A 12597-nucleotide genomic window follows, 5' to 3' on the forward strand; every position below is an offset into this window, starting at 1 on the left:
CAGCCGCGCGCCTACCCCAGCACCACGTTGGCGGCGCTCTCCGGCAGATCCTCGCCGAAGGCGCGCTGGTAGAACTCGGCCACCACCGAACGCTCCAGCTCGTCGCATTTGTTGAGGAAGGTCAGCCGGAACGCCATGCCGATATCGCCAAATATCTCGGCGTTCTCGGCCCAGGTGATGACGGTGCGCGGGCTCATCACGGTCGACAGGTCGCCATTGATGAAAGCCGAACGCGTCATATCGGCGACGCGTACCATCTTGTTGACGATGTCCTTGCCCTTGCTGTCGCGATAGTGCTTTGCCTTGGCCAGCACGATGTTCACTTCATTGTCGTGCGGCAGGTAATTGAGCGTGGTGACGATCGACCAGCGGTCCATCTGCGCCTGGTTGATCTGCTGAGTGCCGTGATAGAGCCCCGTGGTGTCGCCGAGGCCGACCGTGTTGGCGGTGGCGAACAGCCGGAATGCAGGGTGCGGGCGGATGACCCGGCTCTGGTCGAGCAGGGTCAGGCGGCCCGACGATTCCAGCACGCGCTGGATGACGAACATCACGTCCGGACGGCCGGCATCATATTCGTCGAAGCAGAGCGCCACATTGTGCTGATAGGCCCAAGGCAGGATGCCGTCGCGGAATTCGGTGACCTGCAGCCCTTCCTTGACGACGATGGCGTCCTTGCCGACGAGGTCGATGCGGCTGACATGGCTGTCGAGATTGACGCGCACGCAGGGCCAGTTGAGCCGTGCCGCGACCTGCTCGATATGCGTCGACTTGCCGGTGCCGTGATAGCCCGACACCATGACGCGGCGGTTGTAGGCAAAGCCGGCGAGGATCGCCAATGTCGTCGCCTTGTCGAACAGATAATCCGGGTCGATGTCCGGTACATGCTCCGTCGCCGCCGAATAGGCGGGAACGACCATCTTGGAATCGAAGCCGAATTTCTCCTTCACCGACACCGTCGTGTCGGGCAGGTTGGCGATGTCGCGATCGACCTTGTTCATCACTATCAACGTCTCCACGGGCGAAACGCCGCGTTTCGCCGGCAATCAATTTTGTCCGGGGGCGGTCTTAGAGCCTTTTCCAACCTTATGAAAGTTGGAAAAACGACTTGGTACCGTGGGGCCGCTCAGCACAATCCTGCTTGCTTGAGCACGCGATAGGCCTGCAGCACATCGCGGAACCGGTCTTCCGAACCTCTGTCGCCGCCATTCGCATCCGGATGGTGACGCTTAACGAGTTCCTTATAGCGCGCCTTGATGTCCTGACCAGTCGCCTTTGTGTCAAGGCCAAGCGTTTCCAGCGCCTTGGCCTCAAGTGGCTTTGCCTTGCGCTCGCGCGGCTCGCGTGCTCCGCCGCTGAACAGGTTGAAGGGATCGCGCATGCGGTTGTAGTAGCCGGCCCGCCCCGAACGCTGCTGCGCGAAATCCGGCGCCGAGCGTGTCCCGCCGACATTGGCGCCCATGCGCCATGTCGGCCTGTGGCCGGTCAGCGCCTCCTTCTGGAAGCGGGCGATCTCTGTGTCCGACACGCCGGAGAAGTAATTGAAGCCCTTGTTATACTCGCGCACATGGTCGAAGCAGAAGCGAAAATACTCGCCCTCCTTGAGGCGCCCGACCGGCGCGCGATGCGTGCCGGCTTCGTTGCAGCCGTCCCACTGGCAGATCGGCGCGCGCGACTTCAGCTCCGCGTCCTTCTCCGGCCGAATTCGAATTTTCTCGAAATATTTGGGATACGCTTTCATCTCACCCATTTATGGGCTGTTCGCATATGCGAAACAAGAATTGACATTTCGCCGATGATCGCCCTAACCGCTGAATCGCGGCTTAAAAGCGGTCGAAATTCAAGATTTTGCGGCTACGCCGTCAACAAAATGCGGCTATGCCGTCAAATGGGGAAGGGAAACCCGGATGTCCATACAGTCGACAATTGAAAACAAGCTGAAAGCGGCATTTTCGCCCGAACGGCTTGCCGTCATCAATGAGAGCCACCTTCACGCCGGTCATCATCACGTCGAGTCCGGCCACCACGCGACGTTCGACGGCGCCGGTGAGACGCATTTTCGCGTTCGCATCGTTTCGCCGAGCTTTGCCGGCATGGCTCGCATCGAGCGCCACCGTGCCGTCAACGAATTGCTCGCGGACGAACTGAAGGCCGGCGTGCATGCGCTGGCGATCGAGCCGGCGGCACCCGGCGAGAAGACGCGCTGGTAAGCTCTCAGCCGACGCTCGCCTTGAGGAAGGCCAACACAGCCGCGGTCAGGGCGTCGCCGTCCTGGCCGAAATCGCGATTGATCGACATATGCGTATAGGCGCTGCCGTCGAACAGCGTGACCTTGGCGCCGGTGGCGCGCAGGCGTCCCGCGAAAGCCTTCGACGCTTCGCCTCGCCCGGGCGCGCGCGCGTAGGCGATGAAGGTCGGCGGATGTTTCCTGCCGTCGACATGGGTCGACGGCGATAGCGCCGCCCATTGTGTCGGGTCGGGAAAGGCACGCGCATAGACGCCCACCATGCCGCCATTCCTGGATAACGCCACAAGATCATAGGCCCTGGTATCGTCCAGGATCAGCGCGGCGACACCGGGCAACCCGCCGCGCATGCCGGTCAGGGCGATAAGGTGGCACCCGGCCGAATGGCCCATGCCGACAATGCGACTGGGATCGCCGCCGTATCGGGCAATGTTGGCGCGCACATAGCCATAGGCCTTTTCGACGTCGCCGGCCTGGGTGGCGACATCGGCTTCCGGCAGCATGCGGTAATCGATCGAGACGAACACGAATCCATTGGCGAGCAGGAAGTCCGGCTTTGAGCCGACCTGGCCGCGTTTGCCGAACCGCCAGGCGCCGCCATGGACAAAGAAGACCACCGGCAAGTTGTTCGCGTCGTCCGGCGCGTAGATGTCGAGCTTGGCCGGACCGTAATCGAGGGTTTGCGGCGCCTGCCGACCCGGACGCCTGGCGGCTGACGCACCTGCCGGCAGCAGCGCCCCCAGGGATGCCGCGATGAAGCCGCGTCGATCGATCATCGTCATCTCCGGCCAGGTTGCGGCGCAAGCGCGCCGCGCACCTCGATTGGATCAATAATGACAACTTGTGGGTAGCAAACCAAATCAGGACCTTGAAGCTCCGCCGGCAATCACCACGTATTTCTCGGGCGAGCATTTTCGGCCGCATCGGGTATCCCCCGGGTCAATGCCAGATTGCATGCGCTATCCTTCATGTGAAGGGAACAAACAGTGCTTTCCGGCAGTTGATGCAGCGATGAGCCGATTGGCAGCCCACCGGCTCCGAGGCAAAGCACCATGCGAGAGAACCAATCAGACGTCTTCGATCTGTTTTCGGAGATTTATTCCAACGCGGCTCAGGAAGAGATCAGCCTGCAGCAATATCTCCTGGCCTGCCGCGAAGACAAATCCATGTATGCGTCGGCGCCCGAGCGCATGGTCGAGGCGATCGGTGAGCCGAACCTGGTCGACACCAGCAAGGACGAGCGGCTCGGCCGCATTTTCTCCAACCGCACCATCAAGGTCTATCCCTCCTTCTCCGATTTCTACGGAATGGAGGACACGATCGAGCGTATCGCCGGATATTTCCGCTATGCCTCGCAGGGCCTCGAGGAGCGCAAGCAGATCCTCTATCTCCTCGGCCCGGTCGGCGGCGGCAAATCCTCACTGGCTGAACGGCTGAAGAAGCTGATGGAGGAGCGCCCGATCTACACGCTCAAGGTCGGCAACAAGATCAGCCCGGTCTTCGAATCGCCGCTCGGGCTTTTCCATCCCGATCGCATGGGCGATCTGCTGGAGGACAAATACGGCATCGCCCGCCGCCGCCTGAACGGACTGATTTCGCCCTGGGCGGCCAAGCGCCTCGACGAACTGTCGGGCGACATCTCCAAATTCAGCGTGGTCAAGCTGATGCCGTCGCGGCTGCGCCAGATCGCCATCGCCAAGACCGAGCCCGGCGACGAGAACAATCAGGATGTCTCGGCCCTGGTCGGCAAGGTCGACATCAGGCAGTTGGAGCACTTCAGCCAGTCCGACCCGGACGCCTACTCCTACAGCGGCGGCCTCAACCGGACCACCCAAGGGCTGCTCGAATTCGTCGAGATGTTCAAGGCGCCCATCAAGGTCCTGCACCCATTGCTGACGGCAACCCAGGAAGGCAGCTACAACGGCACCGAGAATTTCGGTGCCTTCCCCTATCAGGGCATCGTCGTGGCCCATTCCAACGAATCGGAATGGCAGCAGTTCAAGAACAACAAGAACAACGAAGCCTTCCTCGACCGCATCCTCGTGGTCAAGGTTCCCTATTGCCTTCGTGTTACCGAGGAGAGGCACATTTACGAGAAGCTGCTGCGCGAGAGCGAGCTGGCAAACAGCCCCTGCGCGCCCGAAGTGCTGGACATCCTCAGCCGCTTCACCGTCTCCACCCGCCTTGCCGAGCACGAGAACTCACCGCTCTACACCAAGATGCGCGCCTATGACGGCGAGAACCTCAAGGAGATCGACCCCAAGGCCAAGTCGGTCCAGGAGTATCGCGACGCCGCCGGCGTCGACGAGGGCATGACCGGGGTCAGCACGCGCTTTGCTTTCAAGATCCTGTCGCAGACGTTCAACTACGACACCAAGGAGGTGGCAGCCGATCCCGTGCACCTGATGTACATCCTCGAGGAGGCCATCAAGCGCGAGCAATTCCCGAAGGAAACGGAGGCCGCCTTCCTCGAATTCATCAAGTCGGAACTCGCGACGCGCTATGCCGAGTTCATCGGCCATGAGATCCAGAAGGCCTATCTGGAATCCTACAGCGAGTACGGTCAGAACCTCTTCGACCGCTACATCGCCTATGCCGACGCCTGGATCGAGGATCAGGACTACAAGGACCCCGACACCGGCCAAATCCTCAACCGCGAGGTGCTGGACAAGGAATTGTCGCAGGTCGAAAAACCGGCCGGCATCGCCAACCCCAAGGACTTCCGCAACGAAGTGGTCAAATTCACCTTGCGTGCCCGGGCGCGCAACCATGGCCGCAATCCCTCCTGGACGAGCTATGAAAAGCTTCGCGAGGTCATCGAGAAGCGCATGTTCGGCCAGGTCGAGGACCTGCTGCCGGTGATCAGCTTCGGCTCCAAGCAGGACAGCGTCACGGAGAAGCGGCACAACGAATTCGTGCAGCGTATGGTGGAACGCGGCTACACCCAGCGGCAGGTTCGCCGGCTGGTCGACTGGTACATGCGCGTGAACAAGGCGGGTTGAGCAAAGCCGGGACGGTTCCATGCCGATCTTCATCGACCGCCGCCTGAACCCGAAGGACAAGAGCCTGGGCAATCGCCAGCGCTTCCTCCGACGCGCCCGTGATGATCTCAAGCGCAGCATCCGCGACCACGTCCGGACAGGTCGTATCGCCGACATTGACCGCGAGCATGCCGTGCCGATGCCTCGCAAGGGCACCAGCGAACCCACCTTCGGCGACGACAAGGAAAGCGGCAGGCGCCAGCACATCCTGCCCGGCAACAGGACATTCAGCCCTGGCGATCTTATCTCCAAACCGGGCGGCGGCGGAGGCTACGGATCGGCTCCAGGGACCACGGAATCCGAAGACGACTTCCGCTTTGTGCTGTCACGCGAGGAAGTGCTCGACCTTTTCTTCGAGGACCTCGAACTGCCGGATCTGGTCAAGCTCAATCTCAAGCAGATACTGAGCTTCAAGCCGAGACGGGCAGGCTTCACGGCAAGCGGAGCGCCGACCAACATCAATGTCGGACGCACGATGCGCAACAGCCATGGGCGCCGCATCGCGCTCAGGCGTCCCAAGCAGGCGGAGTTGGACGCAATCGCCCTGCAGATTGCCGAGCTTGAAGCGAAGCCGGCAAGCGCGGCGATGAGCGAACGCCTCGCTGCCCTGCGCGAGGAGTTCGACCGGATCGAGCGCAGGCGCAGGCGAATTGCCTATGTCGATCCGGTCGATATCCGGTTCAACCGCTTCGATCCGCAGCCGGTGCCGAACGCCAGCGCGGTGATGTTCTGTCTGATGGACGTCTCCGGCTCGATGGGAGAGCGCGAGAAGGATCTGGCCAAACGCTTCTTCGTGCTGCTGCATCTGTTTCTGACACGGCGCTACGAACGCACCGAGGTCGTCTTCATCCGCCACACTCACGAAGCCAAGGAGGTGGACGAGCATACGTTCTTCTACCACACCGAAAGCGGCGGCACGGTCGTCTCCACCGCGCTCGAGGAAATGCACCGCATCATCGAGGAACGTTATCCGGTCGCCGAATGGAACATCTACGCCGCCCAGGCCTCCGACGGCGACAATTTCGCCACCGATTCCGAGCGCTGCATAGAACTGCTCGACCGCAAGCTGATGCGGCTTTGCCAGTATTTCGCCTATGTGGAGATCATCGACGAGCGGGAAAGCCACATTTTCGGCTCGACCGAGAACGGCACATCGCTCTGGCGCGCCTACAACGCCGTCGACGGAAAATGGCCGAATTTCCAGATGAGGCGCATCGCCGCGCCGGCCGACATATACCCGGTCTTCCGCGAGCTCTTCGCCAGGCAACCTGATCTGCGCAAGAGCGCTTGAGGACTGAGGCTCGAAGGGGACATAGGCCGATGGTCAGCCAAGCGCGCAAATCCGAATTGCTGTTTTCCGGGTCGGACTGGGATTTCAACAAGCTGTCCCGGGTCTATGACGAGATCGAAGCGATCGGCCTCGAAGAGCTTCGCCTCGACATCTATCCGGTGCAGATGGAGATCATCTCTTCCGAGCAGATGCTCGACGCCTATTCGTCGGTGGGCATGCCGCTGATGTACCGGCATTGGTCATTCGGCAAGCACTTCCTCTATAACGAACTGCTCTACCGTAAGGGCGCACGCGGTCTGGCCTATGAACTGGTCATCAACTCCAATCCCTGCATCGTCTACCTCATGGAAGAAAACACCATGGCCCTGCAGGCTTTGGTGACGGCGCATGCCGCGCTGGGACACAACCATTTCTTCAAGAACAATCACCTTTTCCGGCAATGGACGGACGCCGGCGGCATCCTGAGCTATCTGGATTTTGCCAAGAGCTACATAGCCCGATGCGAGGAACGGCATGGCCTGGCAGCCGTGGAGGCAATCCTGGATTCGGCCCACGCGCTGATGGAGCAGGGTGTGTTCCGCTATCATCGGCCGCCGAGACTGTCGTCCGAGCAGCAGCGCGAAGGGCTGCGCGAGCGCCTGGAATACGAGGAGCGTTCGTTCAACGATCTCTGGCGGACACTACCGCCTTCGCAAGAGAGCGACGATACCAAAACAGCCGCTGACGACGACGCGGCCGAGCGGAAGAAATCGCTCAATCTGCCGGAGGAGAACCTGCTCTATTTCCTAGAGAAGAACAGTCTCGTCCTCGAGCCCTGGCAGCGCGAGATCGTCAGGATCGTGCGCGTCATCGCGCAATATTTTTATCCGCAGCGGCAAACCCAGGTGATGAACGAAGGTTGCGCGACCTTCGTGCATTACACGCTCATGAACATGCTGTTCGACCGTGGCCGCATCAACGAAGGCGCCATGCTCGAAATCCTGCGCAACCACTCGAACGTGGTCTTCCAGCCGGCCTATGACGACCCGCGCTTTTCCGGCATCAATCCTTATGCGCTGGGTCTCGACATGATGCAGGATATCCAGCGCATCTCGACCGCGCCGACCGCCGAGGACCGCGACTGGTTTCCCGACATCGCCGGCCGCGGCGACTGGCGCGACACCTTGCTCGACGCCTGGGCCAACCATCGCGACGAATCCTTCATCCGGCAGTATCTGAGCCCAAGGCTGATCCGCAAATGGCGCCTCTTCGTGCTGGCCGACGGTGCCGACGAGCCGCACTATGAGGTGGCCTCGATTCACAATGAGCGCGGCTATGGCAAGATAAGGTCGGCGTTGGCGCAAAGCTACGATATCGGCGCCAACCGTCCCGATATACAGGTGGTTGACGTCGACCTGCTCGGCGACCGGCATCTGCGGCTCCAGCACGTGGTCAAGGATGGCGTCATGCTCGAGGGCCAGAGCCGCGACGCGACGCTGCGCCATATCCGCAACCTATGGGGCTATGATGTCAGCCTGGCGGCAATCGATGCCGGTACCGGCGCGATGCTCAGCGAGCGTTGGACCAAGGAACTTTGAGCCGGATCTCTGAGACCGCCTGATTTTCTTCGGCGTACGGGTTTTGAAAGGTTACAGGTTGTCGGGCGGCAAGATTTTCACCGTTCGCCTCGGTGAGATCAGCGCAAACGCGGGTGATTGGCTGAAGCCTTCCAACCTCGTCATTCCAGGGCGGAGCAGCCGCAAAGCGGCGTCGCGGAGACCCTGGAATCCATTCCGTGACCTTGATCGAAGAACGCAGCGGAGCAGAGTTCTGCACCGCAGCAGCGCTCATGCATCCCGGCATGGATCCTCGGGTCTGTGCGCGTCGCTGCGCTCCTTGCTCCGCCCGTGGATGACGAGGCCGGACCGTTTCGGCCAACCTCCAAGGCATACCGCCTGCCAACGCGACATAGCCGACCAGTCAAGATTTCCGTGTTAGTGCTCTAGCCCTCGCTGGCGGGACGTATCCTCAATCGGGCGATGCGGTTCTTCTCGCGCTTCATCACCACGAAACGCATGCCGTGGAAGGTGAAGGCCTGCTTTTCCTCCGGGATCGACTGCGTCTCATGAATGACGAGGCCGGCGATCGTCGTGGCTTCCTCGTCCGGCAGGTCCCAGTCGAGCGCGCGGTTCAAATCGCGGATTGGCACCGTGCCGTCGACCACGACCGAGCCGTCGGCCTCTTTCTTGACGCCCTGCATGTCGATGTCGTGCTCGTCGGCGATCTCGCCGACGATCTCCTCGATGATATCCTCCAGCGTCACCAGCCCTTCGACCTCGCCATACTCGTCGACGACGATGGCGAAATGCGCCTTGCGCCGCAGGAAGGCGTTGAGCTGTTCCTGCAAGGTGGTGGTGTCCGGCACGAACCACGGCTTGGCCGCGATCTTCATGACGTCGATCCGCGAAAAATCGTTGCCGACCTCGTTGAGGGCCCTCAGCAGATCCTTCGCGTGCAACACGCCGACGATGTTGTCGAGCGAGCCCTTCCACAGTGGCATGCGGGTGTGCGGGCTCTGCAGGATCTCGCGCACCACCGCCTCCGGCGCATTGTCGGCATTGACCGAGCGCATATTGGTGCGGTGGACCATGACATCCGACACTTCGAGCTCGTCGAGATCGAACAGGCCCTCGAGCCGATTGCGCTCCTCACCGGCAGCCGCGCCCTCGCGGCGAGGTTCGTCGCCGTCTTCATCCTTGCCGTTGCGCTCGGACCGCTGCGCCGGCTCGATCGGCCGCAGCGCATAGCCGCAAGCGGCAAGCAATCGGGCGCGGAAGAAAAGCGCCAAAAGCACGATGGCGGCAAGGACGGCGGCGACGATCCAGCCGGCGCCGTTCATCCGGGATGGCTCACCTCGAGCCATCCCGGATGGTTCGATTTGAGGAAGGAGAGCACTTCCGACGACGGCACGTCCTTGGCGATGAAAGCTTGGCCGATGCCATGCGTCAGAATGAAGGTCAGCGCGCCGCGCGAAACCTTCTTGTCCTGGGTGATGAAGCCGAGCAACGCCTCGGCGTCCGGCAGCTCGCCCGGAATATCGGCCATCCGCCAGGGCAGGCCGACGGCGCGCAGATGCGCTTCGACGCGCTCCGCGTCGTCCGGGCTCGCCAGGTTGAGACGCGCCGAAAAACGATGCGCCAGCGCCATGCCGATGGCGACGCCCTCGCCATGGACGAGCCGGCTCCCATCATACTGCGTGGCAGCTTCGAGCGCATGACCGAAAGTGTGGCCGAGATTGAGCAAGGCGCGGTCGCCGGTCTCGAACTCGTCGCGGGCAACGACGTCGGCCTTGGCGCGGCAGGCTTCGGCGATCGCCTCGACCCGCGCCGGACCGCCGGCGAAAACATCCCGCCAGTTCCGTTCGAGCCAGGCGAAGAAGGCCGGGCGGTCGATCAGCCCGTATTTGGCAAGCTCGGCATAGCCGGCGCGGAACTCGCGGATCGGCAGCGTATCGAGCACCTGGGTGTCGGCAAGCACCAGCCTGGGCTGGTGGAAGACGCCGACGAGATTCTTGCCGCGCGCGCTGTTGATGCCCGTCTTGCCGCCGACGGAAGAATCGACCTGCGCCAGCAGCGAGGTCGGTATCTGAACGAAATTCATGCCTCGGCGCACGATGCCGGAAGCAAAACCGGCAAGGTCGCCGATGACGCCGCCGCCGAGCGCGATCACCACGTCGCGGCGTTCGAGCCTTGCCGCGAGCACGCCGTCGACCACTTCCTCCAGATGGACGAAACTCTTGGTCTTTTCGCCCGCAGGCAGCGTGATGACAACGGACTGGATGCCGCCTTTGTCCAACCCAGCCTTCAGCGTGTCGAGATGCGCGGCGGCGACATTCTCGTCGGTGACGATGGCCGCGCGGGTACCAGGAAGCCGGCGTGCGATCTCCTCGCCGGAACGCGCCAGCAATCCTGAGCCGATCAGAATATCATAGGCGCGGTCGCCGAGCCCGACCTCGACCTTCACCGGTTCGCTCACGACTGAACCTCGTCAGTTGTGGCGCTTGTAGCGCCCGTTGCGATCGCGTCGATGCCGAGATGGGCGCAAAGCGCCGCGACGACTTCGCCGGCGATGATCTCCTTGCGGTCGTCGCGTGTCGGCACCGTCAGGTCGGCGATGGCATAGACCGGATAGCGCTCGCCCATCAGCTTCTCCAGCACGCCACGCGGATCGGGATTCTTCAAGAGCGGCCGGTTCTGCTTCTTCGAAACGCGCTCCATCAACAGGTCCAGATCGGCCTTCAGCCAGACCGATACGCCATGCGCGGAAATCGCCTCGCGCGTCTGCGCGTTCATGAAGGCGCCGCCGCCGGTCGACAGCACCTGCGGTCCGTTCTCCAGCAGACGCAGGATCACCCGCTGCTCCAGCGCGCGGAATTCCGGCTCGCCATAGCGCTCGAACAACTCCGGCACCGTCATGCGCGAGACGCTTTCGATCTCCTGGTCGCTGTCCATGAAGGGCAGCGACAGCATCGTCGCCACCTTGCGGCCGATCGCGGTCTTGCCAGCGCCCATCAGTCCGACGAAGACGATCGACCGGCTTCCGAGCCGTTCGATCAGCGCGGCGCGGCCTTCGTCCGTCGGATTTGGTGGCAGAGCGTTCATCGGGGCCTCTTTGCGCCGTATCGACATCAAAAGCCTGTTTGCGTCAAGCACGGCCGGACAAACGGCCTCGAAGCTTCCCCGGCAAAACCTCCTGCTCACCGGAATCCTTCGTGCTTGAATTGGCCGGATTGGCGTCCCATAAGGGCACAGGGCTTTGGAAACGCAGAACAACAAGACGGGCGAAAATTGAATGCCGACTTTGTTTCGCTTCGTCGTGACGCTGGCGGTTCTTGCAGGCATTGCCTATGGCGCGATGTTCGCGCTGGCGATGTTCGTGGAGCCGAAAAAGGCGGAAATGAGCATCCGCATTCCGGCTGAAAAGCTCAACCCGAAGAAGAACTGACCCGCTAAAACCGACAAAGAGCTGATCCCGGCCCGATGAACAGCGCCGCCCGCATCGAAGCCTTCCTCGAGATGATGAGCGCCGAGCGAGGCGCGGCCGAAAACACGCTTTCGTCCTATCGCCGCGACCTGGAGGATGCTTCCGAAGCGATCAAGGGCGGACTGGCGGGCGCGGGATCGGCCGACATCCGCGCCTATCTCGACGACATCGCCGCGCGCGGCTTCGCGCCGACCTCGCAGGCGCGCAAATTGTCGGCCATCCGCCAGTTCTTCAAATTCCTCTATGCCGAAGGGCTGCGCGGCGACGACCCTACCGGCACGCTGGACAGCCCGCGCAAGGGCCGGCCGCTGCCGAAGACGATGAGCGAAGCCGAGACCGGGCGCCTGCTCGACCGGGCTGCGCAGGAAGCCGGAGGATCCGGGCCGGACGGCGACAGGCTGGCCGCGTTGCGCCTGCACGCGCTGGTCGAAGTGCTCTACGCAACGGGCTTGCGCGTATCGGAACTGGTCGGCCTGCCGGTGACGGTGGCGTTGCGCGACGATCGCTTCTTCATGGTGCGCGGCAAGGGCGACAAGGAACGCATGGTGCCGCTCTCGGCCAAGGCGCGCGCCGCCATGCGCGCCTGGCTCGCCGCAAGGGCCGAGCGGCCGGCCTTTGCCGAGAGCCCGTTCCTGTTTCCAGCCTCTTCCGACAGCGGCCATCTCTCCCGGCAGGTTTTCGCCCGCGATCTCAAAGGGTTGGCCGCGCGGACGGGGATAGAAGCGGCAAAAATCTCGCCGCATGTGCTTCGCCATGCTTTTGCCAGCCATCTCCTGCAGAACGGCGCCGATCTCAGAGCCGTTCAGCAACTCCTGGGCCATGCCGACATCTCGACCACGCAGATCTACACCCACGTGCTGGAGGAGCGGCTGGTGCGGCTGGTCAACGATCATCACCCGCTTGCCGACTAGGCCTCATATCGCTATGTGAGGGCGACGTTCCACCGCCCGGAGCCGGCATTTCAGCGGTTCCGCCAGCCATTGCCTTCCGACGGATCGGTC

General features: G+C 62.3%; 12 protein-coding genes. 6 read left to right on the top strand and 6 right to left on the bottom strand.

Annotated features, from left to right (window positions below):
- Positions 1 to 11: 11 nt before the first annotated feature.
- Together cobS and FJW05_RS14120 are read right to left on the bottom strand one after the other, a co-directional pair.
- Complete coding sequence (cobS, locus tag FJW05_RS14115) at positions 12 to 998, bottom strand: cobaltochelatase subunit CobS (protein ID WP_140633012.1); 987 nt, start codon at positions 996 to 998, stop codon at positions 12 to 14.
- A gap of 125 nt (positions 999 to 1123) precedes the next feature.
- Complete coding sequence (locus tag FJW05_RS14120) at positions 1124 to 1747, bottom strand: J domain-containing protein (protein WP_140542547.1); 624 nt, start codon at positions 1745 to 1747, stop codon at positions 1124 to 1126.
- Positions 1748 to 1904: 157 nt separating this feature from the next.
- Here FJW05_RS14120 and FJW05_RS14125 point away from each other — a divergent pair, with 157 nt between their 5' ends.
- Positions 1905 to 2207, top strand: a complete 303-nt coding sequence (locus tag FJW05_RS14125; protein WP_095767436.1) for a BolA family protein — start codon at positions 1905 to 1907, stop codon at positions 2205 to 2207.
- A 4-nt stretch (positions 2208 to 2211) separates the two neighbouring features.
- Here FJW05_RS14125 and FJW05_RS14130 read toward each other — a convergent pair whose 3' ends face one another.
- Positions 2212 to 3018, bottom strand: a complete 807-nt coding sequence (locus FJW05_RS14130; protein ID WP_140633015.1) for an alpha/beta hydrolase — start codon at positions 3016 to 3018, stop codon at positions 2212 to 2214.
- Positions 3019 to 3294: 276 nt separating this feature from the next.
- Between FJW05_RS14130 and FJW05_RS14135 the strand changes: the two genes are divergently transcribed.
- The 3 genes from FJW05_RS14135 to FJW05_RS14145 are packed head-to-tail and all read left to right on the top strand — an operon-like array spanning position 3295 to position 8151.
- A complete protein-coding gene (locus tag FJW05_RS14135) occupies positions 3295 to 5244 on the top strand; it encodes a PrkA family serine protein kinase (protein ID WP_095767435.1) in 1950 nt (649 codons plus the stop codon).
- Between the two features lie 19 nt (positions 5245 to 5263).
- A complete protein-coding gene (locus FJW05_RS14140) occupies positions 5264 to 6574 on the top strand; it encodes a YeaH/YhbH family protein (RefSeq protein ID WP_140633018.1) in 1311 nt (436 codons plus the stop codon).
- A 29-nt stretch (positions 6575 to 6603) separates the two neighbouring features.
- A complete protein-coding gene (locus FJW05_RS14145; protein ID WP_140633021.1) occupies positions 6604 to 8151 on the top strand; it encodes a SpoVR family protein in 1548 nt (515 codons plus the stop codon).
- Positions 8152 to 8555: 404 nt separating this feature from the next.
- Here the strand turns inward: FJW05_RS14145 and FJW05_RS14150 are convergent, their stop codons facing one another.
- From FJW05_RS14150 to FJW05_RS14160, 3 genes are read right to left on the bottom strand one after another with little or no spacing between them, the layout of a single operon-like run.
- Positions 8556 to 9452, bottom strand: a complete 897-nt coding sequence (locus FJW05_RS14150; protein WP_140633024.1) for a transporter associated domain-containing protein — start codon at positions 9450 to 9452, stop codon at positions 8556 to 8558.
- Positions 9449 to 10588, bottom strand: a complete 1140-nt coding sequence (gene aroB, locus FJW05_RS14155; protein ID WP_140633027.1) for a 3-dehydroquinate synthase — start codon at positions 10586 to 10588, stop codon at positions 9449 to 9451. The genes FJW05_RS14150 and aroB overlap by 4 nt, the downstream gene beginning before the upstream one ends.
- Positions 10585 to 11214 carry a shikimate kinase gene (locus FJW05_RS14160; protein ID WP_140633030.1) on the bottom strand — a complete coding sequence of 210 codons (630 nt, stop codon included), beginning with the start codon at positions 11212 to 11214 and terminating at the stop codon, positions 10585 to 10587. The genes aroB and FJW05_RS14160 overlap by 4 nt, the downstream gene beginning before the upstream one ends.
- 190 nt (positions 11215 to 11404) lie before the next feature.
- Here FJW05_RS14160 and FJW05_RS14165 point away from each other — a divergent pair, with 190 nt between their 5' ends.
- Entirely contained in the window at positions 11405 to 11557 is a 153-nt protein-coding gene (locus tag FJW05_RS14165; RefSeq protein ID WP_042643428.1) for a hypothetical protein, read from the top strand.
- Positions 11558 to 11592: 35 nt separating this feature from the next.
- On the top strand, positions 11593 to 12507 hold the full coding sequence (locus tag FJW05_RS14170; protein WP_140633033.1) for a site-specific tyrosine recombinase XerD: 915 nt from the start codon (positions 11593 to 11595) through the stop codon (positions 12505 to 12507).
- The last annotated feature ends 90 nt before the right edge of the window (positions 12508 to 12597 follow it).

Origin of the sequence: Mesorhizobium sp. B2-9-1, assembly GCF_006439455.1 — a bacterium.
GTDB lineage: Bacteria > Pseudomonadota > Alphaproteobacteria > Rhizobiales > Rhizobiaceae > Mesorhizobium.